Below are 25,888 nucleotides of genomic sequence, written 5' to 3' on the forward strand. Positions count from 1 at the left end.
GACGATCATGCGCGCCGGCACGTTGCTGTCCGCCATGACGGAACTCGTGCTGCCGCGCGGCTGCGCCGGCTGCGACGCCCCTGACGAGGTGCTGTGCCCGTCCTGTCGTGCGCGGCTCGACCATGTGGTGGACGTGCCGTCATGCGCGCCGGGCGTGCCCGCATACGCGTGCGCCGTGTACGCGGGCACGGTCAGACGCGCCATCCTCGCGTGGAAGGACCACGGTGACGAGGAATGCGACCGACCGTTCGCCGAAGCGCTGTGCACGCTCGCCGTGCGGACCGTCACAATCGGCGGGCGAACCGGGGCACGGACGGAAGTCGGTGACGGTGAGGGAGTGGACGACGCGACGTTGCTCATCGTACCGGCGCCGTCGTCACCGCGATCGGCGCGTAGGCGCGGCCGCAGGCATATGTCGGCTCCGACTGGTGCCCTCGCCGCATCGTACCGTGCACGCGGGGTGCCCGCACGACGGATGGATGCGCTGCGGTCGCATGCCACGGGAGGCAAGGCGGTGGAAACGAAGGGACGTGCCGGACGAGCGGCCAGAGTGGGAGGCTCTCACATCATCGTGTCGCATCCCGCGCGGGTGTGTGGCCGTCGCGTGGTGCTCGTCGACGACATCATCACCTCGGGAGCGACGATGCGCGCCTGTGCGGCCGCGTTGCAGGCCTCGGGCGCACAGGTCGTCGCATGTCTCGCGTTAGCTGCTACGCCGCGGTATGACGTTTCGGCAGAGTGATTTCGAAATCCGCGCCGCGCATGTCGTCGACGACGCGCACGTCGCCGCCATGCAGCTGCGCCGCCCAGCGTGCGATCGACAATCCCAGACCGGTACCGCCGGATTCGGTGCCGGGGCCGGACTTGCCTTTGACGAAACGGCGGAAGATGTCCGAGCGGGCTTCGGGAGCGATCTGCGATCCGAAATTCACGACGTTCGTCACGACGGTGCCGTGCGTCTCATCCTCATGCACCTCGATGAGTACACTCGTGCCGTCGGGGGAATGCTTCAGCGCGTTGGCGATGATGTTGGTGAACAACTGGCGCAGCCGATCCTGATCGCCTTCGATCATGATGCCGTCGGTCACCTGCACGCGGATGTCGTGGGCGTGGCCTCCGTCGGCGATCTCCAGAGGTTCGATGGTGTCATCGAGGAATTCGCCGAAATCGAAGCGTTCGATCTCCAGACTCGCGGCGCCCGCCTCCATGCGGCTCAGGTCGAGCAGGAACGCGATGAGGTCGCTCAGCCGCTGCGTCTGGTCGAGGATTCCTTCGAGGTTCGCGGGTGTCGGTTCGGTGACGCCGTCCGCCATGTTCTCCACCTGCGCCTGCAAGGCGGAGACCGGTGTGCGCAGCTCATGGCTGACGTTGGCGATCATGTCGCGACGCATCTGGTCGGCGTGCTGGAGTTCCGCGGCCATCTCGTTGAACGAGCGCGCGAGCTGGCCGACCTCGTCATGGCTGGTCTCGTCGATCGACACGCGCACCGTGTAATCGCCGTCGGCCATCGCCTCGGCGGCATCGCGCAACTGGCGTAGTCGCGCCGTGAGTCCACGTGAGAAGAAATAGGTGATGCCGAGCGCCACCACGAGGGTGAACGGCATGGCCAGCCATCCGCTCCACCCGAATTTGAGCAGGAACCAGCACATCGTGAACGCGATCGCCGTGGCGAAGACGAGCAGTGCGCACAGTTCGAGTTTGAGTGAGGAGAATACGCCGAGCGGGCGCATGCGTTCACGGCATGCGCCCGCTCGGCGGGAGTCGATGCTGTTCTTCATCGGCATCATCGGCGTTCCGTCTCCGTTCCCTCGGCCGACGGGGGTTCGAACGCGTAGCCGACACCGTGCACCGTGCGGATCATGTCCGGCCCGAGCTTGTGGCGCAGCGCCTTCACATGACTGTCGACCGTGCGCGTTCCGGAGGCGTCCACCCAATCCCACACCTCTTCGAGCAGCTTCTCGCGGGTGAGCACGGACTTGGGCTTGCGCGCCAGCGTGGCGAGCAGATCGAATTCGGTGGGGGTGAGGTGCACGTATTCGCCGTTCACGCTCACCGTGCGTTGCGCCGGATCGATGACCAGCGTGCCGAAATCGAGAATCTTCTCGTTCTCGGCGTTCTTGGCGATGACCTTCGCGCGTTCGACACGGCGCAGCAGCGCCTTGCATCGGGCGATGAGCTCGCGCATCGAGAACGGCTTGGTCATGTAGTCGTCGGCTCCGGCTCCGAGACCGATCACCTTGTCCGCCTCGTCGTCGCGGGCGGTGAGGATCAGTACCGGCACCGGGCGGGCGGCCACGATGCGTTTCGTCGCCTCGAGGCCGTCCATCACCGGCAGCATGATGTCCATGATCACCAGATCGGGCCTGAGCTGCGCCGCGGCCTGCACGGCGCTGGCGCCGTCACCGGCCACGCGCGCCGTCCACCCTTCGGCGGTGATGCGTTGCGCGATGGCCGTGGCCAGCGTCGGTTCGTCCTCCACGACCAGCACCGTGCGTGGCGTGGTCTGTTGGCGTGCCGTGGTATTGAGCATGGTTGTTCTTGCCGCCTTTCAGCCGGTGGGTAGGAGATGTTCGCCTTTCGTCACTCTTCCGGCTTCAAGAATACAGCGCCCAGCGCCGGAATGGTGAGTTTCGCCGAAGCCGGACGCGAATGGTATTCGCCGGCGTCCGCCTCGAACGTGCCGTTGGCGATGTCCGAGCCGCCGTACTTCTTCGCGTCGGTGGTGAACACCTCGGTCCACTTGCCGCCCTTCGGCAGCGGAACCTGATAGTCGGACCAGGCTTCGCCGGAGAAGTTGACGACCACGACGACGGTCTCGCCCTTGGAGCCGATGCGCATGAAGCTCAGCGTGTTGTGGTCGGCGTCGTCGCTGGTGAGCCACTGGAAGCCGTCGGGCGTGAAGTCCTGGCTCCAGATGGCCGGCGTCTCCTTGTACAGCTTGTTGAGGTCGGCGACCATGGACTGCACCTCGCGGTGGTCCTCCCAGTCGAGGCAGGCCCAATCGATCGAGTTGTTGTGGTCCCATTCGCCCCACTGCGCGAGCTCGTTGCCCATGAACGTGAGCTTCTTGCCCGGGTGCGCCCACTGGTAGGCGAACAGGGCGCGCACGCCGGCGTACTTCTGCCAGCCGTCGCCCGGCATCTTGCCGTACAGCGAACCCTTGCCGTACACGACCTCGTCGTGGCTCAGCGGCAGCACATAATGCTCCGAGTAGGCGTACACCATCGAGAAGGTGATCTCGTTGTGGTGCCACTTGCGGTTGATGGGCTCCTCGTGCAGGTACTCGAGCGTGTCATGCATCCAGCCCATGTTCCACTTGAGACCGAAGCCGACGCCGCCCTGATCGGTGGGGGCGGTGATGCCCGCGTACGCGGTGGACTCCTCGGCGATCATCAGGATGCCGGGGTTGTTCTTGTACGCGGTGGCGTTCGCCTCCTTGAGGAAGTCGATGGCCTCGAGGTTCTCGCGGCCGCCGTAGATGTTCGGATGCCACTGGCCGGGTTCGCGGCTGTAGTCGAGGTACAGCATCGAGCTGACCGCGTCGACGCGCAGGCCGTCGATGTGGTATTCACCGAGCCAGAAGCAGGCGTTGGCGACGAGGAAGTTGCGCACCTCGTGACGACCGAAGTTGAAGATGTAGGTGCCCCAGTCCGGATGCTCGCCGCGCGTCGGATCCGGATCCTCGTACAGCGGCGTGCCGTCGAAGCGGCCCAAGGCGAACGCGTCCTTCGGGAAGTGCGCGGGCACCCAGTCCATGATCACGCCGATGCCGGCCTCGTGCAGACGGTCGACGAGGTATTTGAAGTCATCCGGGCCGCCCAGACGGGAGTCGACCGCGTAGTAGCCGGTGACCTGATAGCCCCAGGAGCCGGTGAACGGGTATTCGGCGAGCGGCATGAACTCGACGTGCGTGAAGCCCATCTTCTCGATGTACGGCACGAGCTTGTCGGCGAGCTCGCGGTAGTTGTTCACGTCCTTGCGCCAGCTGAGCGCGTTCATCTCGTAGATGGCGACCGGCTTGTTCATCGGATCGGTCTTGGCGCGGTTCTCCATCCACGCGTCGTCCTGCCACTCGTGCGTCGAATCGACGACGATCGAGCCGGTGGCCGGCGGCACCTCATGGGAGCGCTCCATCGGATCGGCCTTGTCGACCCACTCGTAGTTGGCGTTGAGGATCTGGTACTTGTACACCTCACCGGCGCCGATGCCCGGGATGAAGATCTCCCACACGCCGGAGGAGCCGAGCGCGCGCATCGCGTGGCGGCGGCCGTCCCACGAGTTGAAGTTGCCGATCACGCGCACGGCGTGGGCGTTCGGCGCCCACACGGCGAAGGACACGCCGGACACGTCGCCCATCGGGTCGGAGTAGTGGCGCACGTGCGCGCCGAGCGCCTCCCACAGACGCTCGTGGCGGCCCTCGCCGAACAGGTAGGTGTCCATCTCGCCGACGGTGGGCAGGTAGCGGTACGGGTCGTCTTCGACGAACGGCTCGCCGCCCTCGTAGGAGACCTTCACGCGGTAGTCGGGCACGCTGTAGCCGTGCTCGGTCGTCGCGGAGGGCACCACGGCGATGAACACGCCGTTGTACTCGTGACGGGCCGGGTATTCGCCGTCCTGCGTGACGACGGCGACGGTCTTCGCCATCGGGCGCAGCACGCGAATCGTGGTCTGGTCGGCATGCGGGTAGTTCGCCATATGCGCGCCGAGGATGGCGTGTGGATTGTAGAACTCGGCGTTGCTGACCTTGTCGAGGTCGCCCTGGTTGACGGGCACGGCGACGGTATCGTCATTGATGTTCGTGTTTGTAGCCATGTGCATAGTGTACGGCTACAAACGTTCTCATCGGCGCTTTTGGCGCGTCGCGCGAGCCGCGTTCGGTGACGTGCCGGCGCGTCCATGGGTGGTGGCATACTTGTTCAGGTTTTTTGTGGGTCTGCTTTCAGCGGAGGTTTCATGGGTTACAAGGTCGGCGATATGGTCGTCTATCCGCGTCATGGCGCGGCGAGGGTCGAGGCGGTCACCGAGCGGACCGTGAGGGGGGTCACCCGCGAGTACCTGCAGCTGTCGGTGCTGTCTTCCGACGGCCTGGTGATCAACGTCCCGGTCGACAATGCGAAGAAGGTCGGCGTGCGTGACATCGTCGACGCGAACGAGGTGGCGAAGGTGTTCGAGATCCTGCGCACCCCGATCGTCGAGAAGGAGATGAACTGGTCGCGGCGCTACAAGCTGAACGTCGAGAAGATCGCGACCGGCGACGTCAACAAGATCGCCGAGGTCGTGCGAGACCTCGCGCAGCGCGACGTCGACGAGCACGGCCTGTCCGCCGGCGAGAAGCGCATGCTCACCAAGGCGCGTTCCATCCTCACTTCCGAAATCGCTCTGTCCGAGAAGATCGACGAGGAGGAGGCGCAGCGCCTGCTCGATGTGAACCTCGGTTACAGCGAGCCGAAGCCCGGCGACGAGAAGCATCACACCGAGGCTCCCGAAGAGGCCGCCTCCGACACGATGGCGCGTCTCGACGCCGCGAAGAAGAAGAGCCGCAAGCGCTGAAACGGCGTGTGTCGATTGCCTGATTGGTCGGTGATCGCGCGGCGTTCAATTGTGTGTATGAGACCCCCGTCAACGGGGGTCTTTCTTGTTCTTGTATCGGAAGGAACACCATGCGTGTAGGTCAGGGATTCGACGCCCATCGTTTCGCATCCGAGGAGTCGCCGCGGGAGCTGTGGCTCGCCGGACTGCGATGGGACGATGAAGGCAACGGCATCGAGGGCGACTCCGACGGCGATGTGGCGGCGCACGCGCTGATCGACGCACTGCTTTCCGCCGCCGGGCTCGGGGACATCGGTTCGCTGTTCGGCGTCGGAGCCGATGCGCACGGCGCCGGCATGCATGGGACGGACATGCTGCGCGAGACCGTCGCATATGTGAAGCGGCACGGCTGCACACCGGTCTCCGCCTCGGTCGTCATCGTCGGCAACCGTCCGAAGATCGGCAGGCGGCGCGACGAAGCCGCCGCCGTCCTCTCCGCTGCCGTGGGATGCCCGGTATCCGTCACGGCCACGACCACCGACCATATGGGATTCACCGGTCGTGGGGAAGGGCTCGCGGCCATCGCCTCCGCCTTGATCGAAGACGATGGCCGCTGACCAGTGCGGAGATGATGGCCGCCGGAGACTCAGCGGCGCCGCAGGGTCTCCACGATCTTGGCGACGGCCCAGAACAGGGTGGAGATCGTCACGATGATGAAGCTCGGGGGAGCGGGGAACATCGCGGAGAGCACGAGTCCGCCCCAGATCGACATGAGGCAGATCGCGCCGGCTGCGGCCATCGCCTTCAACGGTGAGGAGGCGAGGATGTTCGCCGCGGCGGCGGGCGTGATGACCAGCGCGAAGATGAGCAGCGTGCCCACCGCGGGCACGGCGATCGTGATCACGCCGGCCATGATCGCCATGAACGCGACGTTCATCCATCCGATCGGCACGCCCTTGGCCTGAGCCACCTGCTCGTCGAGCGAACTGAACAGCAGCGGCCGGTAGATGACGGCGAGCACGCCGAGCAACGCCACGTCGAAGATCGCGAATCCGATGATCTGTGCGGTGGTGATCGTCAGGATCGAGCCGAACAGGATCGACTGCATCTGCTGTGAGGCGGAGCTGGACAGGCGCGCGAAGAACAGGCCGAGACCGGTCGCGAAGGCGAGCACGGTGCCGGTGGCGATCTCCCGTTCGGAGACGCGCTTGCCGAGCGCGCCGATCACGAGCGCGCCGCCGAGCGCGAAGGCGCCAAGGCCCAGTGAGACGGGCAAGCCGAGCAGCACCGCGCCGGTCGCGCCGGGCAGGCCGATGTGGGCGAGTGCGTGCGCGGCGAACGTGGAGTGGCGTGCGATGGTGAAGTAGCCCATCACGCCGGCCGCGAATGCGATGCACAGTCCGGCGAGGAACGCGTTCGCCATGAACGGCGCGGTCAGTGTGTCCATCCAGTTGGGGTCGAAGCTGAAGTCGATGTGGCTCATTTCGTCGCTCCTTGGGTGTCGTCCGGGCCGGTCGCGTCGGTGTCGTGCGTGTGCATGTCGTCGGTGTGCGCATGATGGTGGAGTTCCGCCACTTCGGCGGCCGTGTGCATGTCCATCGGCTGGTCCTTCGGCTCGTCGGATGAGGGGGTGACGAACATGTCGCCCTGCGGCGTGGTCACGACCTGCACGTTCGTGCCGTACAGGTGGGTGAGGAGCTTCGAGTCGAGCACCTTGCGCATGTCGGCGTAGTGCGGGTGTCCGTCGAGCAGGTAGACGGCGCCGGTGAGGATCGGCAGCAGCATGTTGAGGTCGTGCGCGACGATCTGGATCGTCATGCCGAGTTCCTGGTTGAGACGCGCGAGCAGATGCGCGACGGCGCGCTGGGATGCGAGGTCGAGGTTGGCGAGAGGCTCGTCGAGCATGAGCAGCTTCGGATCGGAGACGATCGCCTGCGCGATGGCGACGCGTTGGCGCAGACCTCCGGACAGTTCGGACAGGCGGTAGCGCGCCTTGTCGTCGATGCCGACGAACGCCATCGCTTCTCGCGCTTTGGCTCGTTGCGCGCGCGTCACCGGATGGATGCCGAAGCGCGTGCCGGTCAGTCCGAGCAGCACGGATTGCTCGGCGGTGAGGTTCGAATCGATGTCCGACGTGTAGCTTTGCGGTACGTAACCGATGATTCCGTTCGCCTCGCCCGCCGGTTTGCCGAAGACGGTGACCGAGCCTTGCGAGAGCGGCAGCAATCCCAATTCGGCCTTCATCATCGTGGTTTTGCCGGCGCCGTTGGTGCCAACGATCGCGGTGACCGAGCCGGCGGGGACGGTGAAGTCGCCATGCTGCCAGATGACGCGGTCGCCGCGTCTGATCGCCGCGTCGTGGAACACGATCGCGTCCTGAAGCCGTTCGGCCATATCGAGCCTTCCTTCTGCCACATCGTTACGTCGTGCCGGGGCAGGGAATGCTCTCCGTTCCGGCACGACGTATTATCGCAAATGATGCTGACAACCGTTCTCAATTACATATGATGCCGAACCGATGGGGCGACTGCAGGCGTCACAGCATCGATATGTGGTCTCGACGCCTCGGTGTCGTCTACTTTCCGGGGTCGGGCTGGCTGCCTCCGGCATCGGAACCGGTGGTATCCGAACCATCGGTTCCTTCCGTGTTGTCGGAGGCGGAGCCTCCGTCCGCGCCGTTGGAGGAGTCGCATGCCGTTCCGTCCGCGTCGGTGCCGTTGCCGCCATCGGAGGTATCGTCGTTGTCGTCCGGCGAATCGCCGTCGGACGAGGTGTCGGCGGCGCATCCGTTGCCCGCATCGTCCTTGCCGTAGTCGGGATCGACCGCGGTGAAGATCTCGTCGGCCAACGCGCCGATCCAATCGACGAGCGTGTCGTACTTCTTCGGCATCTGCTCGCTCACGTCCACGACGGGCACGTCGGATCGCCCGGCGGTGCCGATGAGCATGTTCGTCGCGTCGGACGACTCCTGCGTGTTGTTGACCAGTATGTCGACGTTCTTCTTCTCGATGATGTCCTGGAAGGTCTGCAGGTCGGCCGGCGCGACCTCGCCGCCGTTGGCGACCGCCTGTGCGTAGCCTTTCGGCGTGGCGTCGTCGAACGACATATCGCTCATCAGGTAGTAGACCACCGCCTCGGTCGCACCATAGGTGAGGTCCTTGTGCGTGTCGGCGAAGTCGTCCATGCGTTTGTCGAGCGCCTGCTCGCGCGACTGCCATGCCTTGAGGTTCGCGGCGAAGCGCTTGCGTTGCTTCGGCCTCGCCTTCGAGAACGCGTCGGCCAGTTCCTTGGCCATGCCGGCGCGGGCGTCCTTCGAGAACCACAGATGCGGGTTGTCGCCGTCCATGGCGCCGACGATCTGCGCGGCGGAGACGAGCGTCGAGTCGGCTCCGCGCGACTTCGTGGCCCACGTGTCGTATCCGGCGCCGTTCGCGACGACGATCTCCGCACGGCTCAGCTTCGCCAGGTCGGACGTCTTCGGCTCGAAGTCATGCGCGTCCACACCCGTGGAAGAGAGGATCGACGTGACGTCGACCGCGTCACCGCCGATCTCCTTGGCGAGCGATCCCCACTGGTTCACCGAGGAGACCACCGTGATGATGCCGGTCTTCGTCTGTTCCGACGACTGCGCGTCTTCGGACGTTCCGCCGTCGCCTGTCGCCGTGCCGCAGGCGGCGCAGGCGAGGACGATCGCGGCGGTGACGGCCGCCACGGCCGCACGCCGCATGTTCCCGAACCGTTGCCCCAGCTGTCCCGTCATCATCATGCGACCCCTTCCGCTTCTCGCCGTGTCCAAATCCGTCTTCGGTGAAACCGACATGTTACCTAATCGTAGTAGCGTCCACCGCATCCCACGACACGTGAATGAACGAGAAGGAGTCGACATGCCCACGAAACTCGATGGCAAGGCCGTGGCCGCGCAGATCAAGCAGGATTTGAAGGAGCGCGTGGAGCGGCTCAAGGCCGCCGGCATCGAACCCGGTCTTGGCACGCTGCTGGTCGGCAGCGACCCGGGTTCGGTCAAATACGTGGCCGGCAAGCATGCGGACTGCGCCGAGGTCGGCATCCGCTCCATCAAACACGAACTGCCCGCCGACGCGACTTTCGACGACATCGCCGCCGTGGTGCGCGACATGAACGAGGATCCGGCGTGCACCGGCTACATCGTGCAGCTGCCGTTGCCGAAGGGCATCGATCAGAACGCGATCATCGACCTCATCGACCCCGCCAAGGACGCCGACGGCATGCACCCGTACAACCTCGGCGAGCTCGTGCTGCATGTGAAGGGCGATATCGACACGCCGCTGCCGTGCACGCCGCGCGGCTGCATCGAACTGCTCGACGCCTACGACATCGATCTGGACGGCAAGGAGGTGTGCGTGCTCGGTCGCGGCATCACGATCGGCCGCACCATCGGCCTCATGCTCACCCGCCGCGCCGTCAACGCGACCGTTACGTTGTGCCACACCGGCACGCGCGACGTCGTCGACCACATCCGCCGCGCCGACGTGGTCGTCGCCGCGATGGGGTCCGCCGGATTCGTCAAGCCCGATATGGTCAAGGACGGCGCCGTACTGCTCGACGTGGGCGTCTCGCGCGTCTACGACGAGGAGGCTGGGCGCTGGCGCGTCAAGGGCGACGTCGACAAGGCCGCCCACGAGAAGACGTTGGCATATTCGCCGAACCCGGGCGGCGTCGGCCCGATGACCCGCGCCATGCTCCTCGCCAACGTCGTGGAGATGGCGGAACGTCAGGCGAAGGCCAAGGGCTGAGGATCGGCCTGATCGTCGTGTCAATCGACATGAGAGGGGAATCCGGGAATCTGCGGCGCCATGCGTGGTCCCCGGATTCCCCTCGCTGCGACACGCCCGGGATTTTGGGCATGGCTGACTGTATTGTGGAAAGTCGCGTGCCCGATGGGCACATCCATAACTGAATATCGAGTAATTATCCATCCAACTATTGAGAAACCATTACCTACATGGCAGAGAACAACACTGAGGTCACCAAGGTCGCCATCAACGACATCGGCACCGAAGAGGACTTCATCAAGGCAGTCGATTCCACCATCAAGAACTTCGACGATGGTGATCTGGTCGAGGGTACCGTCGTCAAGATCGATCACGACGAGGTCCTCCTGGATATCGGCTACAAGACCGAGGGTGTGATCCCCTCCCGCGAGCTTTCCATCAAGAAGGACGTCGATCCGGACGAGGTCGTCGAGGTCGGCGACACCGTCGAGGCCCTTGTCGTCACCAAGGAAGACAAGGAAGGCCGTCTGATTCTGTCCAAGAAGCGCGCCCAGTACGAGCGCGCCTGGGGCGACATCGAGAAGATCAAGGAAGCGGACGGCGTCGTCGAGGGCACCGTCATCGAAGCCGTCAAGGGCGGCCTCATCGTGGACATCGGCCTGCGTGGCTTCCTGCCGGCCTCCCTGGTCGAGATGCGTCGCGTCCGCGACCTCACCCCGTACATCGGCCAGAAGATTCAGGCCAAGATCCTCGAGCTCGACAAGAACCGCAACAACGTGGTCCTGTCCCGTCGCCAGTACCTCGAGGAGACCCAGTCCGAAGTGCGCGAGACCTTCCTCTCGCAGCTCAAGAAGGGCCAGATCCGCGAGGGCGTCGTCTCCTCCATCGTCAACTTCGGCGCGTTCGTCGACCTCGGCGGTGTGGACGGCCTCATCCACGTCTCCGAGCTGTCCTGGAAGCACATCGACCACCCGTCCGAGGTCGTCAAGGTCGGCGACAAGGTCACCGTCGAGGTGCTGGACGTCGATCTGGACCGCGAGCGCATCTCCCTGTCGCTCAAGGCCACTCAGGAGGATCCGTGGCAGCGCTTCGCCCGCACCCACGTCCCCGGCCAGATCGTCAAGGGCAAGGTCACCAAGATCGTGCAGTTCGGCGTGTTCATCTCCGTCGAGGACGGCATCGAGGGCCTGGTGCACATCTCCGAGCTCGCCAACCGTCACGTCGAGAACCCGGAGACCGTGGTCAAGCCGGGCGAGACCGTGTTCGTCAAGGTGATCGACGTCGACCTCGATCGTCGCCGCATCTCCCTGTCCCTCAAGCAGGCCAACGACTCCGTCGACCCGGCCTCCGAGGACTTCGATCCGGCCATCTACGGCATGCCGGCCGAGTACGACGAGCAGGGCAACTACAAGTACCCCGAAGGCTTCGACCCGAACACCAACGAGTGGATCGCCGGTTACGAGAAGCAGCGCGAGGAGTGGGAGTCCCAGTACGCGGCCGCCCACCAGCTGTGGGAGGAGCACAAGGAGTTCGTGGCCAAGGAGCTCGAGCACGCGGAGGAGTCCGCTGCCGCCGACGGCCAGGGCCCGAAGGAGGAGAAGGTCGAAGAGGTGTCCAACTACTCTTCCGACAACACCTCCACCGGCACGCTCGCCGATTCCGATCAGCTCGCCGCACTGCGCGACCAGCTGCTCGGCAAGTGAGTTCCGCCTCACGGCATGAGCCCACGGCGTAACGCCTGAAACGAAACCCGGTCCATCAGGGCCGGGTTTCGTCGTATATACACGTAATATATGTCGGACGATTCCCGCGGTATGGCAACGCATATCCTCCTCCATAACCGCGGAATCAAGCCGTTTCCGCATACTGCACCATGTGGATTCTATTGCACCATGGGAGAGGCGAGGAAAGGGGAAGGAATCGTGATTCGTATCGGGTTAACCGGGGGTATTGCGGCGGGCAAGAGCACGGTGGCAGCGCGGATGCGCGCGGATGGCGCGCTGCACATCAACTATGACGCGTTGGCCCGCGAAGTCGTGTCGCCAGGCGGCGCGGCGTTGCCGGCCATCGTGCGTGAGTTCGGCGAGGCGGCCGTCGCGGCCGATGGCACGTTGAACCGCGCGTGGGTCGCCGAGCACGTGTTCGGGCGCAACGCCGGGCCCGGTGCACGCGAGCGGCTGGACGCGATCGAGCATCCGCTGATCTACGCCGCCGCCGAACGTATGGAACGGGAGTATGCGGCCGTTGCGGCAATGCGGGATGGCGGGGACGGAGTGGGGGAGCACGGTCCGATCGTCGTGCATGACGTGCCGCTGCTCGCCGAGGTAATCGACGACATCCCGTTCCGTTTCGATTACATCGTGACGGTCGAGGCTCCCGTCGAGACGCGCATCGCGCGCATGATCGCGACACGCGGCATGACGCGCGAACAGGCCGAGGCGCGCATACGTCACCAATCGACGCGCGGGCAGCGCGAGGCGATCGCCGACATCGTCATCGACTCGACGCAACCACTCGAACGCATGTTCGAGCAGGTTGATAGACTGGTCGACGGATGGAAGGAGCAGTGATGGGATTCAACATCCAACGCGAGAACAGGCCGTTCGTCGTCAAATCGCCGTACAAGCCGAGCGGCGACCAGCCGCAGGCCATCGAGGAGCTCGCCGCGCGCATCGAGGACGGCGAGAACGACGTCGTGCTCATGGGCGCGACCGGTACCGGCAAGACGGCCACCACCGCCTGGCTCATCGAACGGCTGCAACGTCCGACGCTCATCATCGAGCCGAACAAGACGCTCGCCGCGCAGCTGTGCGCCGAATTCCGCGAGCTCATGCCCGACAACGCGGTGAGCTACTTCGTCTCCTACTACGACTACTACCAGCCGGAGGCGTACATCCCGCAGACCGACACGTACATCGAGAAGGACTCCAACATCAACGACGATGTGGAGCGTCTGCGCCACCAGGCCACCGCCAACCTGCTCACCCGACGCGACTGCGTGGTCGTCGCCACTGTGTCATGCATCTACGGCCTCGGCACCCCCGAAGAATACGCGGGGCGCATGCTGCTGCTCAAGGTCGGCCAGCAGATCGACCGTGACCAGCTGCTGCGGCAATTCGTCGCCATGCAGTACAAGCGCAACGACATCGCGTTCACGCGAGGCACGTTCCGCGTGCGCGGCGATACGGTGGAGATCATCCCCGTATACGAGGAGCTCGCCGTGCGCATCGAGTTCTTCGGCGACGAGATCGACCGCATCTCCACCCTCCATCCGTTGACCGGCGACGAGATCGCCGAGGAGAACGAGGTGCACATCTTCCCCGCCTCGCACTACGTGGCCGGTCCGGAACGCATGGAGCGCGCGCTGAAGACCATCCGCGAGGAACTCGACGAGCGTGTCGCGGAACTGAAGAAGCAAGGCAAGGAACTCGAGGCGCAGCGTCTCACCATGCGCACCACCTACGATCTGGAGATGCTCACCCAGGTGGGCGTGTGCTCCGGCGTCGAGAACTATTCGCGGCACTTCGACGGGCGTGCGCCCGGCACGCCGCCGCACACGCTGCTCGACTTCTTCCCCGACGACTTCCTGCTCGTCATCGACGAGTCGCATGTGACCGTCCCGCAGATCGGCGCCATGTACGAGGGTGACGCATCGCGCAAGCGCACGCTCGTCGAACACGGCTTCCGTCTGCCTTCCGCGATGGACAACCGGCCGCTCAAATGGCCGGAATTCCTCCAGCGCGTCGGCCAGACCGTCTACCTGTCCGCCACGCCGGGCGACTACGAGCTGGGATTGTCGGACGGGGTGGTCGAGCAGATCATCCGCCCGACCGGGCTGCTCGACCCGAAGGTCGAGGTGCGTCCCACCGAAGGACAGATCGACGACCTGCTCGCCGAGATCAAGGACCGTGTGGCGAAGGGGGAGCGGGCCCTCGTCACCACGCTCACCAAGAAGATGGCCGAGGACCTGACCGATTATCTGCTCGAACGGGGCATCAAGGTCGAATACCTGCATTCCGACGTGGACACGCTGCGCCGTGTCGAGCTGCTGCGCATGCTGCGCGAAGGCAAGATCGACGTGATCGTCGGCATCAACCTGCTCAGGGAGGGCCTCGACCTGCCCGAAGTGTCGCTCGTCGCGATCCTCGACGCCGACAAGGAGGGCTTCCTGCGCTCCTACCGTTCGCTCATCCAGACGATCGGCCGCGCGGCGCGCAACGTGTCCGGCACGGTCATCATGTACGCGGACGAGGTCACCGAGGCGATGCATCAGGCCATCGACGAGACCGAACGCCGTCGTGCCCGGCAGATCGCGTACAACGAGGAGCACGGCATCGACCCCAAGCCGCTCATCAAGAAGATCAGCGACGTCAACGACATGCTGGCCAAGGAGGATGTGGACACAGCCACACTGCTCGAAGGCGGCTACCGCAACGCCGGCAAGGCGGGAAACACGCATCTGGGCGTGCCCGCATTCGACGCCGCGGAGGCGGACAGGCGACACGAGGAGATCCTCAAGGCCGGGCTGCTCGCGCAGGACCTCGCCGGTCTCATCCGCCAGCTGAGCGAGCAGATGCACACCGCCGCCGAGCAGCTCCAGTTCGAACTCGCCGCCCGTCTGCGCGACGAGATCCGTGACCTCAAGAAGGAACTGCGCCAAATGACGGAGGCGAACAAGTGAGCAGAAGTGAGCGGAAGCGGTCATAGAGATGCGTTAGGGTAGGGAATCATGGCCGAAACCCCTCTTGCATTTGAAATCGCCACGTTCGTGGTGCTTGCGTTGTTCTTCATCGTCGACCTGTTCGTCATCGGACGCAGGCCGCACGTGCCCTCCACGAAGGAATGCGTCCAGCACATCGCGTTCTTTGTGGTCATGGCGCTGATCTTCGGCGGCTGCATCTGGTATTTCGCCGGTTCCAAGCCCGCCATCGAGTTCTATTCCGGATGGCTCACCGAGTATTCGCTGTCCATCGACAACCTGTTCGTGTTCGTCATCATCATGTCGAACTTCGCCGTGCCGAAGCAGATTCAGAAATACGTGCTGTCCGTCGGCATCACGATCGCGCTGATCTTCCGCGGCGTGTTCATCCTCATCGGCGCCGCGCTCATCAGCCGGTTCACGTGGGTGTTCTTCATCTTCGGTGCGTTCCTCATCTACACCGCCGTCAAGCTGGTCCTCGGCGGGGATGACGACGAGGAGTATCAGGAGAACGGACTCATCCGCACGCTGCGCAAGGTGATCCGCATCACCGACGAATACGACGGCGAGAAGCTCAGGACCACCCGCAACGGCGTGCGCTACTGGACGCCGATGCTCATCGTGTTCCTCACGATCGGCACCACCGACGTGATGTTCGCATTCGATTCGATTCCGGCCATTTTCGGCCTGACGAAGGATCCGTTCCTCGTGTTCACGTCGAACGTGTTCGCGCTGCTGGGCCTCCAGCAGCTCTACTTCCTGTTGGGCGCCCTGCTCGACAAGCTCGTCTACCTGCCGGTGGGACTGTCGATCGTGCTGGGCTTCATCGGCGTGAAACTGGTGATGGAGGCCCTGCATGGCAACACGCTGCCGTTCATCAACGGCGGCGAGGGTGTCCACTGGGTGCCTGAAGTGCCGACGTGGTTGTCTCTCGCCGTGATCGTCGTGGCGATCGGCGGCGCCGCGATCGCCTCCGTCGTCAAGATGAAGGCGATGGATGCCGGCAAGGGCGCGCAGCCTGCCGTCGGATCCAAGGCGGATACCGAGGTCTCCGAGTGACCGGGAAATGATCGATAAGGGCCTTTCTCGGTTTTCGTCGCGTAAGGTGCCTGTCCGACCCCGTGCATCGGGTCGGTGAATTCCATGAGAACGCTCACGGAATTCCCTGAGAGGGGAACTTCCGTGGGCGCTTCTTATATTGTGGCCATTATGTTGTGAGCGTTAACAACACACCGGGCGAAAAATTGGAAGGAATGGGTGAAAGCTAGTAGACTGTTCCGTGGAAAACGTAGGCCATCCGGCCTGCGTCCCTTGCAATAGTTAGGAATAGGCACATGCGCAAAGCCAAGATCGTCGACACCATCGGCCCCGCCACCGAATCCCTCGAAGGCATCACCAGCCTCGTCGAGGCCGGCATGGACGTGGCCCGTCTGAACCGCTCCCACGGCACTCCGGAGGACCACCTCAAGGTCTACAACAACGTGCGTCAGGCCTCGAAGGCCGCCGGCCGCAACGTGGCCGTGCTGGTCGACCTCCAGGGCCCGAAGATTCGCTGCGGCTGGTTCAAGAAGAACGCCGAGGGCGAAGACAAGGTCGAGCTCAAGGAAGGCCAGGAGTTCGTCATCACCACCGACGACGTCGAGGGTGACGAGCACATCACCTCCACCACCTTCAAGGGCCTGCCGGGCGACTGCCACCCGGGTGACCCGATTCTCATCGACGACGGCAAGGTCCGTCTTGAGGTCACCAAGGTCGAGGGCAACAACGTGCACACCAAGGTCGTCGTGGCCGGTCCGGTGTCCTCCCACAAGGGCATCAACCTGCCGGGCGTCGCCGTCTCCCTGCCGGCCCTGACCGAGAAGGACGAAGAGGATCTGCGTTGGGCCATCCGCACCGGCGCCGACATCATCGCCATGTCCTTCGTTCGTTTCGCCACCGACATCGACCGCGCCCACGAGATCATGGACGAGGAAGGCCGCCGCATCCCGATCGTCGCCAAGATTGAGAAGCCGCAGGCTCTTGAGAACCTCGAGGACATCGTCAAGGCCTTCGACGGCATCATGGCCGCCCGTGGCGACATGGCCGTCGAGTGCCCGCTTGAGGAGGTCCCGCTGGCCACCAAGCGCATCATCGAGCTGTCCCGTCACTACGCCAAGCCGGTCATCGTGGCCACCGAGGTCCTGGGCTCCATGGTCCACTCCCCGGTTCCGTCCCGCGCCGAGGCCTCCGACTGCGCCAACGCCGTGCTCGACGGCGCCGACGCCACCATGACCTCCAACGAGACCGCCGTCGGCGAGTACCCGGCTGTCACCGTCTCCACCATGTCCCGCATCTCCGGCTTCGCCACCGAGCACGGCTTCGACCGCATCCCGGCCCTGAAGAACCTGGACATGTCCTCCACCGGCGCCGTCTCCTCCGCCGCCGTCGACCTGGCCGACAAGCTTAACGCCAAGGCCATCGTCGCCTACACCCAGACCGGCAACACCGTGCACCGCGTCTCCCGCGAGCGTCCGGCCGCCCCGATCTACGGCATCACCAACAACGAGCACACCTACCACTGGCTGGCCCTCTCCTGGGGCACCGAGGCCTTCCTGCTCGACGAGGACTACCACGACAAGTCCCGCAAGGACCTCATGATCTTCACCGACAAGCTGCTGCGCGACGCCGGCAAGGTCGTCGATGGCGACAAGATCGTCATCCTGAGCTCCGCCCAGGGCGAACACCAGCCGGGCAGCACCGACTCCATCTACGTCCACACCGTGGGCGCCTGCGACTGATTCCGTCAGCGCACGATGAGCTGGTAGACCGATCGGGAATCCAGCGGATGCCCGATTCGGCATGAGAAACCCCCTATCCATGATTTCCATGGGTAGGGGGTTTCTCATGCATGCGCATCGTCCGACATGCGACGGTTCGATGAGGGGGATCGGGATATGGGCGAATGCCGGCAGCCGGCACGTTCGGCTGATCACGGTAACGAAAAATCCCCGCAATCGGGACGATCGCGGGGATTACCATTCGCAACAGTGCCCCCGGTGGGACTCGAACCCACACTGCGCAGATTTTGAGGCTGCTTCCTCTACCAATTGGGATACAGGGGCTTTTCATATATACGACCCGAAGGCACTCGTGACAAGATACCACACGTTCGCGACCCATGCACGTCGTCGGTGTCGCGCGCGTGGCGATTTCGTTCAGGCGAGGGCACGTCGCATGCACGGAGCCAGTGATTATGCGTTAAAATCACCAAAGGATATGTACATACACGTCGATCGCACAGGAAGGAACGGCATGGTTGCCAAGAAGAACGATGAAGAGACTCCGACGATGGAGCCGGTGCTGACCGCGGAGGAGCTGGAGGCTGTCGCGCATGAGGCCGCCGCCCCCGAGGAGAAGGCCACTCCCTCCGAATCCGACGAGAACCGCAAGCGCACCGTCGTCGTCGCCGAGGATGAATCCGTGAACCGCATGGATCTCGTCGGCATGCTCGAAGACAACGGCTACGAGGTCGTCGGCGAAGCCGCCAACGGCGAGGAGGCTGTCGAACTGACCCGTGCCAAGCGCCCGGACGTGGTGTGCATGGACGTCAAGATGCCGCGTATGGACGGCATCACCGCCGCCGGCCTGATTTGCGACGAGAACATCGCCCCCGTGGTCATGCTCACCGCCTTCTCCCAGCCGGACCTCGTCAAGAAGTCCACGGGCGCGGGTGCCATGGCTTATGTGACCAAGCCGTACGAGGAGTCCAAGCTCATCCCGGCCCTTGAGGTCGCCATGGGCCGTTTCGCCGAAATCAACGACCTGCTCGACAATGTCGAGCGCAGTGAGGCGAAGCTCAAGGAGACCAAGGAGGAGCTCGCCAAGGCGCAGGCCGACCTCCAGAAGGCGCAGGACACGCTCGAGGAGCGCAAGCTCGTCGACCGTGCGAAGGGCCTGCTCATGGACAAGGCCGACTTCTCCGAGCAGGGCGCGTTCCGTTGGATCCAGAAGACCTCGATGGACCAGCGCATCCCGAAGAAGCGCCTCGCCATGGCCATCATCGCCAAGTACGGCGATCCGAAGCCGGAACGCAACGAGCGCTGAGTCGGACCGGACGGAACGGACCTTCACGGATACATGGCGCAACAAGGATCCACGCCGACGCGCGGAACGCTGCTGGTCGTTGACGGCCATTCGCTGGCGTTCCGCGCGTTCTTCGCTCTGCCGGTCGACAACTTCTCCACATCCTCCGGACAGGCCACGAACGCCGTCTGGGGATTCGCCTCGATGCTCTCCCAAGTCATCGACTCGGAGCAACCCGACCATCTCGCCGTCGCCTTCGATGTGAAGGGCGGCACCTTCCGCAACGAGCTGCTGCCCCAGTACAAGGGCACACGCGACGCGGCCCCCGAGGAACTGCTCACCCAGCTGCCGCTCATCCAGGAGATGCTTGCCGCGCTCGGCGTTACCTACATCGAGAAACCCGGTTACGAGGGCGACGACGTGATCGGCACGCTCGCCACGATGGGCGAGAAGGCCGGCTACCATACGCTCGTCCTGTCCGGCGACCGCGACGCGTTCCAGCTCATCGACGACAACATCACCGTGCTGTACCCAGGGCATCATTTCAAGGACCTCAAGCACATGACGCCGGAGGCGGTCGTCGCCAAATACAAGGTGACGCCGCAGCAGTACCCGGATCTCGCAGCCCTGCGCGGCGAAACCGCGGACAACATCCCCGGCGTGCCGGGAGTAGGCGACGGCTTCGCCGCCAAATGGATCAACCAGTACGGTTCGCTGGACGCCATCCGCGAGCACGCGGACGAGATCGGCGGCAAGAAGGGCGAGGCGCTGCGCGCCAACATCGACCAGGTGATGCTCAACCGCAAGGTCAACGCGCTCGTGCGCGACGTCGACCTCGGCGTGACCGTCGACGATCTCACGTTCTCCGGCATCGACGCGGCCCGTCTCGACGCGCTGTTCACGAAGCTCGAATTCGGCGTGCGCACCAAAAGCCGTCTGATGAAGACGTTCAACAACGGCGTCACGCCCAAGCTCTCGACCGGCGTGACTGGCACGGCCGACGACTCCGCCGCGCTCGACCTGCCGCATGCGGAGCATGTGACGGACGCCGCCTCCCTGCGCTCATGGGCGGAACGCCATCTGCCCGTGCAAGGCGGTGGGGCAGGCGGCGAGACGTCCGATTCAGGCACGTCCGACGCGGACGCGTCCGGCTGGGTGCTGCACGCGTCCGGCGACGACCGCCCGGGCCGTGCCGCGATTGACGCCGTGATCCTGCTCGCTGGCGGCGCGGCCGTCATCATCGACAAGCCGGCATCGGCGGACGAGACGATCATCGACGCCCTGCGCGACGTAGTCGACGCCCACGCGAGTACGATGACGGTCCACGGCTACAAGGAGCATCTGCACTTGCTCGCCGCCGCCGGCGTCGCGCTGCCGGCCCCGGCGTTCGACACGAAACTCGCCGGCTATCTCATCAAGCCCGACTTCCACGCGGACACACTCGAACAGGCGGCCGCCCAGTTCCTCGACCTGCATCTCGAAGAGCAGGAGGAGGCGACGCAGGGTCTGCTCGACCTCGACGCCGGCGACGGCACCACGACCGACGGCGCGGACGCCGCCTCCAACGGGGCGGAACCCGACCAAAGCGTGCTGCGCGACGCGGCCATCGTCGCCGCGCTCGCCCGCGAACTCAGACCGCGCATAGCCGCCGACGAGCAGTCGAAGCTCCTGACGGACATCGAGCTGCCCGTCTCTCGCGTCCTGTACGGGCTGGAGGCGGAAGGCGCGAAGGTCGACGAACGCCGTCTGGAGGACATGCGCGCCGGTTTCGCGGCCGACGCCGAGCAGGCGCAGCGCATCGCCTGGGAGAACGCCGGATCGCGCGTCAACCTGCAGAGCCCCAAGCAGCTCGCCAAGGTCCTGTTCGAGGACATGGGCCTGAAGCCGACGAAACGCACCAAATCCGGTTCGTACACCACCAACGCGGACGCGCTGCAGACCCTGTACGTGCGCAACGCGGACGACGAGCGCGCCAGCGGGTTCCTCGGCGCGCTCCTGCGTCACCGCGAGACCAACAAGTTGAAGCAGATCGTCGCCACGCTGATCGACGCGGTCAACCCGGCCGACGGACGCATCCACACCACATTCGAGCAGACCGTGGCCGCCACCGGGCGTCTGAGCTCCGTCGACCCGAACCTGCAGAACATCCCCAACCGCAACGCGGCCGGGCGGGAGATCCGCTCCGCGTTCGTGCCGGGGGAGGGCTACGAGTCGCTGATGAGCTGCGACTACTCGCAGGTCGAGTTGCGCATCATGGCGCACCTGTCCGGCGACGAGGCGCTCATCGAGGCGTTCCGGAGCGGTGCCGACTTCCACCGCTATGTGGCGAGCCTCGTCTACCAGCTGCCCGTCGACGAGATCAGCGCCGACCAGCGCAGCCACGTGAAGGCCATGAGCTACGGCCTCGCCTACGGGCTGAGCACGTACGGCCTCTCGCAGCAGCTCAAGATCAGCCCCGGCGAGGCGGAGGGACTCAAGAACAAGTACTTCGCCACGTTCGGCAAGGTGCACGACTATCTCGAATCATGCGTCGCCGAGGCCCGCCGCAAGGGCTACACGGAGACTATGTTCGGCCGCCGCCGCTACTTCCCGGGCTTGAAGTCGACCAGCCGCAACGTGCGCGACGCCGCCGAACGCGCCGCGCTCAACGCGCCCATCCAGGGGACGGCCGCCGACATCATGAAGATCGCGATGATCCATGCCGATTCGGCGTTGCGGGACAGTGGGCTCAAGAGCCGCATCATCCTGCAGATCCACGACGAACTCGTCGTCGAGATCGCGCCCGGCGAGGCCGACCGCGCGACCGCGCTCGTCAGGGACGCGATGGAGCACGCCGTCGAACTCGACGTGCCGTTGGACGTGTCCACCGGCATCGGCGACGACTGGCAGCTCGCCGCGCACTGATCCGCGTCGGCCGCGCCGGCCCGCCGTCGGCGGAAGGAAAGGAGAGAAGAATGACGAACCTCAATCAGGTCGTCGGGACGCTCGAAACGTTGTATCCGCTCAAATACGCGGAAAGCTGGGACGCACCTGGCCTCATCGTCGGCGACCTCACGGCACCGGTGACGCGCATCGCGTTCGCCTGCGACCCGACCATGGCCGTGATCGACGAGGCGCTGGCGTGGGGCGCGGACCTGCTCGTCACGCATCATCCGCTGTTCTTCCGCTCCGTGCACCAGGTGTCCGGCTTGGGCGCACGCGGCATGATCGTGAACCGTCTCAGCCGTGCCGGATGTGCGCTGTGGGTGGGACACACGAACGCGGATTGCGCGGTGCGCGGCGTCGGCGAGGCCGCAGCCGACGGCTTCGGTCTCGTCGATCAGCGCGCGCTCGTGCCGATCGACGATTCGGACGCGGCCGGTCCCGTCGGACTGGGGCGCGTCGGACGTTTGCCGGAACCCGTCACGCTGCGTGAGTTCGCGCAGCGTGTATGCGATGCGCTGCCCATCGACACCGCGCTCGGCGTGCAGGCGTGCGGCGACCCGGACACGCCCGTCGAGACCGTCGCCGTGCTGCCCGGCTCCGGCGACTCCCTGTTCGACGAGGTGCGCGCCGCCGGCGTGGACGTGTACGTGACCAGCGACCTGCGCCATCATCCGGCCACCGACGCCATCGAACAGGCGCGGTACGAGGCTTCGATGCGCGCCGCAGGCGTCACGCTTGGCACGGGCGACGCGCACGCGCGCCCATGCCTCGTCAACACGCCGCACTCGGCCATCGAATCGATGTGGTTCCGTTACGCCGTCGGCGACATCGCCGACGCGCTCGAACGACGGTTCGGCGAGCGGCTTGCGACGAACTGGATCCGCCGCGACACGGATCCGTGGACGCTGTCGCTCCACCGGAGCGCGGATGCGACGGCGGAAAGGAAGTGAGACGATGACGGATGAACGAGCCGTGCTCGACGCCAGCTCCGACGGCATCGACATGAACGTGCCGGCGAAGGTGCTGGAACGCCGCGAAGTCTATCGCGGTGCTATCTTCCACGTGGAGGACATGACCATCGGATTGACCGCGAACGGCGGCGGCATCGTGCCGATCCGCCGACAGGTGCTGCGCCACGCGCCCTGCGTCGTCATGCTCGTGCACGACACGGCCGCGGACCGCTATCTCATCGAACGCGAATACCGCGCGGGCAGCGACATCTTCGCATACGGGTTGCCGGCCGGACTCATGGACGACGGCGAAAACGTGCGGCAGGCGGCGTTGCGCGAACTCGCCGAAGAGACCGGTGTCGCGCCCGCGAGCGACGCCGGGTTGCACATTGACCATGTCGGTGACTATTATTCGTCGGAAGGGATGACCGACGAGCTCGCGCACATCATGGTCATCCATCTGGACGCGTGGAAACGCGTGCCCCGGCACTTCGACCCGGACGAGCACGTGGAATCCGCTTGGGTGAGCTGGGACGAACTGCTCGCCACACGCGTCACCGCATCCAATTCGATCATCGCCATCCAGCACGAGACGATACGGCGATTGACCGAACACGATTGACTTCCGGCGGTTTCGACCGCCATCGGTCGGATTCCGAAGAATCCGTGAGATTCGTGTGATTCGACAGACCCGACCCAGACCATCACCGACTGTTCATACACGGTGACCATTCACCACACATGGAGGTGCGATACTGGTGAATATGCAGATACGACCAGGTTTGACTTATCCGTACGGCGCAAGCTACGACGGAGCCGGCGTGAACTTCGCGTTGTTCTCCCAAGTGGCCGACAGCGTCGAACTGTGCCTGTTCGACGAGGACGACAACGAGACGTGCATCGAGATGTCCGAGCAGAACTCGTACATCTGGCACAACTACATCCCGGGTATCCAGCCGGGGCAGCGCTATGGCTATCGCGTGCACGGTCCCTACGATCCGTCGCGGGGACTCAGATGCAATCCGTCCAAGCTGCTGCTCGACCCCTACGCGAAAGCCATCGAAGGCAACATCGACGGTGACGAGAGCCTGTTCTCCTACCGGTTCTCCGATCCGGACAATGACGGCCTGCTCAACGACATGGACTCGGCCGGGCACACCATGAAGTCCGTGGTCGTCAACCCGTACTTCGACTGGGGCGCCGACCGTCACCCGCGCATCCCGTACCACGATTCCGTGATCTACGAGGCGCATGTGCGCGGCATGACCAATCTCAACAGGGACGTGCCGCCGGACATCCGCGGCACCTATGCGGGCCTCGCATACCCGACCGTCATCGAATATCTCAAGAAGCTCGGCGTGACCACCATCGAGCTCATGCCGATCCACCAGTTCGTCAACGATTCCTTCCTTCAGGAGAAGGGGCTGTCGAACTACTGGGGCTATAACACGATTGGATTCTTCGCCCCGCATAACGCGTATTCGTCGGCGGGGGAGCGCGGCCAGCAGGTCAACGAGTTCAAGTCGATGGTCAAGGCGTACCATCAGGCCGGCATGGAGGTCATCCTCGACGTGGTGTACAACCACACCGCCGAAGGCAACCACATGGGCCCCACGCTGAGCTTCAAGGGCATCGACAACCGTGCCTACTACCGTCTCGTCGACAATGACCAGCGGCACTACTTCGACACCACCGGCACCGGCAACTCGCTGCTCATGCGCTCGCCGCACGCCCTGCAGCTCATCACCGACTCGCTGCGCTACTGGGTGTCCGAAATGCACGTCGACGGCTTCCGCTTCGATCTGGCCGCCACGTTGGCCCGCCAGTTCCAGGAGGTCGACAAGCTCTCCGCGTTCTTCGATATCGTCGAACAGGATCCGATCATCAGCCGCGTCAAGCTCATCGCCGAACCGTGGGATCTCGGCTCCGGCGGCTACCAGGTGGGCGGCTTCCCGTCCAGCTGGTCCGAATGGAACGGTCGTTATCGTGATACTGTGCGCGACTTCTGGCGCTCGCAGCCGTCCACTCTACCCGAGTTCGCCTCGCGACTCATGGGATCGTCCGACCTGTACCAGATGAACGGCCGACGCCCGGTCGCCTCGGTGAACTTCATCACCGCGCACGACGGCTTCACTCTCAACGACCTCGTCTCGTACAACGGCAAGCACAATGAGGCGAACGGCGAGGGCAACCGCGACGGCGAAAGCAACAACCGTTCGTGGAACTGCGGCGTCGAAGGCCCGACCACCATCCGCGACGTCAACGAGCTGCGCCAACGCCAGATCCGCAACATGCTCTCCACGCTGCTCGTCAGTCAGGGCATTCCGATGATCTGCGGCGGCGACGAGGTCGAACGCACGCAGCAGGGCAACAACAACGCCTACTGTCAGGACAACGAAATCTCGTGGACCGACTGGGATCTCGACGAGACCCGCAAGGACATGTTCGAGTTCGTCTCGAAGCTCATCCACCTGCGTCTCGAGCATCCGGTGCTCCACCGGCGCCGCTTCTTCTCCGGGCGCGAGCCGGGGGAGGACACGGAGACCATCCCGCAGGTCGAATGGTTCGACCACACCGGTTCCATCATGGACATGGAGGATTGGTCGAACACGCACGCGTTCTCGATGATGGTGTACCTCAACGGCTCCAACATCCCCGAACTCGACTACTACGGCAATCCGATGGTCGACAACGACTTCATCCTCATCTTCAACGCCCACTACGAGCCCATCCAGTTCACGTTGCCGGACGAGCGCTACGGGCGTAAGTGGAAGCTCGTCGTCGACACGCACAACCCGAAGGGCCCCGTGCTCAACTACGAGGCCGGGTTCGCGATCACCGCGCAGTCGCGCAGCTTCATGCTGCTGATGAGCGCGCAGAAGCCGAAGCAGCCGAGGAACTTCTGATGGCCTGACGCGGCGGGGCATACCGGGGTGATGCGTGTCCATCTCCCGCATCCCCGTCGCATCGGC

20 protein-coding genes and 1 tRNA gene are annotated in these 25,888 nt (G+C 64.7%); 14 read left to right on the plus strand and 7 right to left on the minus strand.

Features of this window, described 5'->3' with window-relative positions:
- Positions 1-7 precede the first annotated feature (7 nt).
- Complete coding sequence (locus AC1AYR_RS04325; protein ID WP_476511535.1) at positions 8-742, plus strand: ComF family protein; 735 nt, start codon at positions 8-10, stop codon at positions 740-742.
- Here the strand turns inward: AC1AYR_RS04325 and AC1AYR_RS04330 are convergent.
- The 3 genes from AC1AYR_RS04330 to glgB are packed head-to-tail and all read right to left on the minus strand — an operon-like array spanning position 711 to position 4,812.
- Positions 711-1,784, minus strand: coding sequence for a sensor histidine kinase (locus tag AC1AYR_RS04330; RefSeq protein ID WP_476511534.1), 1,074 nt, complete (start codon positions 1,782-1,784; stop codon positions 711-713). The genes AC1AYR_RS04325 and AC1AYR_RS04330 overlap by 32 nt on opposite strands.
- Positions 1,784-2,530 (minus strand): response regulator transcription factor, encoded by a 747-nt coding sequence (locus AC1AYR_RS04335; RefSeq protein ID WP_476511533.1) that lies wholly within the window; start codon positions 2,528-2,530, stop codon positions 1,784-1,786. The genes AC1AYR_RS04330 and AC1AYR_RS04335 overlap by 1 nt, the downstream gene beginning before the upstream one ends.
- 50 nt (positions 2,531-2,580) lie before the next feature.
- A complete protein-coding gene (gene glgB, locus AC1AYR_RS04340) occupies positions 2,581-4,812 on the minus strand; it encodes a 1,4-alpha-glucan branching protein GlgB (protein ID WP_476511532.1) in 2,232 nt (743 codons plus the stop codon).
- Positions 4,813-4,953: 141 nt separating this feature from the next.
- Between glgB and AC1AYR_RS04345 the strand changes: the two genes are divergently transcribed.
- On the plus strand, positions 4,954-5,550 hold the full coding sequence (locus AC1AYR_RS04345) for a CarD family transcriptional regulator (protein WP_476511531.1): 597 nt from the start codon (positions 4,954-4,956) through the stop codon (positions 5,548-5,550).
- 110 nt (positions 5,551-5,660) lie between these two features.
- Positions 5,661-6,146 (plus strand): 2-C-methyl-D-erythritol 2,4-cyclodiphosphate synthase, encoded by a 486-nt coding sequence (gene ispF, locus AC1AYR_RS04350; RefSeq protein ID WP_476511530.1) that lies wholly within the window; start codon positions 5,661-5,663, stop codon positions 6,144-6,146.
- Positions 6,147-6,175: 29 nt separating this feature from the next.
- Here ispF and AC1AYR_RS04355 read toward each other — a convergent pair whose 3' ends face one another.
- From AC1AYR_RS04355 to AC1AYR_RS04365, 3 genes are all read right to left on the minus strand, one after another.
- Complete coding sequence (locus AC1AYR_RS04355; RefSeq protein WP_476511529.1) at positions 6,176-7,012, minus strand: metal ABC transporter permease; 837 nt, start codon at positions 7,010-7,012, stop codon at positions 6,176-6,178.
- Entirely contained in the window at positions 7,009-7,923 is a 915-nt protein-coding gene (locus AC1AYR_RS04360) for an ABC transporter ATP-binding protein (protein WP_476511528.1), read from the minus strand. Before AC1AYR_RS04360 ends, AC1AYR_RS04355 begins: the two co-directional genes overlap by 4 nt.
- Positions 7,924-8,104: 181 nt before the next feature.
- Positions 8,105-9,292, minus strand: a complete 1,188-nt coding sequence (locus tag AC1AYR_RS04365; RefSeq protein WP_476511609.1) for a metal ABC transporter solute-binding protein, Zn/Mn family — start codon at positions 9,290-9,292, stop codon at positions 8,105-8,107.
- A 121-nt stretch (positions 9,293-9,413) separates the two neighbouring features.
- Between AC1AYR_RS04365 and AC1AYR_RS04370 the strand changes: the two genes are divergently transcribed.
- The 6 genes from AC1AYR_RS04370 (at position 9,414) to pyk (ending at position 17,756) form a co-directional block, all read left to right on the plus strand.
- Positions 9,414-10,301 (plus strand): bifunctional methylenetetrahydrofolate dehydrogenase/methenyltetrahydrofolate cyclohydrolase, encoded by an 888-nt coding sequence (locus tag AC1AYR_RS04370; protein WP_476511527.1) that lies wholly within the window; start codon positions 9,414-9,416, stop codon positions 10,299-10,301.
- 209 nt (positions 10,302-10,510) lie between these two features.
- Complete coding sequence (rpsA, locus tag AC1AYR_RS04375) at positions 10,511-11,983, plus strand: 30S ribosomal protein S1 (RefSeq protein ID WP_476502164.1); 1,473 nt, start codon at positions 10,511-10,513, stop codon at positions 11,981-11,983.
- Positions 11,984-12,172: 189 nt separating this feature from the next.
- A complete protein-coding gene (coaE, locus tag AC1AYR_RS04380) occupies positions 12,173-12,850 on the plus strand; it encodes a dephospho-CoA kinase (RefSeq protein WP_476511608.1) in 678 nt (225 codons plus the stop codon).
- Positions 12,850-14,961: an excinuclease ABC subunit UvrB gene (uvrB, locus tag AC1AYR_RS04385; RefSeq protein WP_476511526.1), complete on the plus strand. Its 2,112-nt coding sequence runs from the start codon at positions 12,850-12,852 to the stop codon at positions 14,959-14,961. Before coaE ends, uvrB begins: the two co-directional genes overlap by 1 nt.
- A gap of 48 nt (positions 14,962-15,009) precedes the next feature.
- Positions 15,010-16,038 carry a TerC family protein gene (locus tag AC1AYR_RS04390; protein ID WP_476511525.1) on the plus strand — a complete coding sequence of 343 codons (1,029 nt, stop codon included), beginning with the start codon at positions 15,010-15,012 and terminating at the stop codon, positions 16,036-16,038.
- Positions 16,039-16,313: 275 nt separating this feature from the next.
- Positions 16,314-17,756 (plus strand): pyruvate kinase, encoded by a 1,443-nt coding sequence (gene pyk, locus AC1AYR_RS04395; RefSeq protein ID WP_476511524.1) that lies wholly within the window; start codon positions 16,314-16,316, stop codon positions 17,754-17,756.
- 250 nt (positions 17,757-18,006) lie between these two features.
- Here the strand turns inward: pyk and AC1AYR_RS04400 are convergent.
- Positions 18,007-18,080: transfer RNA gene (locus tag AC1AYR_RS04400), tRNA-Leu, on the minus strand.
- Between the two features lie 190 nt (positions 18,081-18,270).
- On the opposite strand from AC1AYR_RS04400, the gene AC1AYR_RS04405 reads away from it, so the two are divergent.
- The 5 genes from AC1AYR_RS04405 (at position 18,271) to glgX (ending at position 25,822) form a co-directional block, all read left to right on the plus strand.
- Positions 18,271-19,062, plus strand: coding sequence for an ANTAR domain-containing response regulator (locus tag AC1AYR_RS04405; protein ID WP_476511523.1), 792 nt, complete (start codon positions 18,271-18,273; stop codon positions 19,060-19,062).
- A 33-nt stretch (positions 19,063-19,095) separates the two neighbouring features.
- The gene (gene polA, locus AC1AYR_RS04410) at positions 19,096-21,945 is read left to right on the plus strand and encodes a DNA polymerase I (protein WP_476511522.1); all 2,850 of its coding nucleotides are present in this window, start codon (positions 19,096-19,098) and stop codon (positions 21,943-21,945) included.
- A 50-nt stretch (positions 21,946-21,995) separates the two neighbouring features.
- Positions 21,996-22,916: a Nif3-like dinuclear metal center hexameric protein gene (locus tag AC1AYR_RS04415; protein ID WP_476511521.1), complete on the plus strand. Its 921-nt coding sequence runs from the start codon at positions 21,996-21,998 to the stop codon at positions 22,914-22,916.
- Positions 22,917-22,920: 4 nt separating this feature from the next.
- Entirely contained in the window at positions 22,921-23,538 is a 618-nt protein-coding gene (locus AC1AYR_RS04420; RefSeq protein ID WP_476511520.1) for an NUDIX hydrolase, read from the plus strand.
- 142 nt (positions 23,539-23,680) lie between these two features.
- Positions 23,681-25,822, plus strand: coding sequence for a glycogen debranching protein GlgX (gene glgX / locus AC1AYR_RS04425; protein WP_476511519.1), 2,142 nt, complete (start codon positions 23,681-23,683; stop codon positions 25,820-25,822).
- Positions 25,823-25,888 lie beyond the last annotated feature (66 nt).

The organism is Bifidobacterium sp. LH_417 (genome assembly GCF_056357035.1).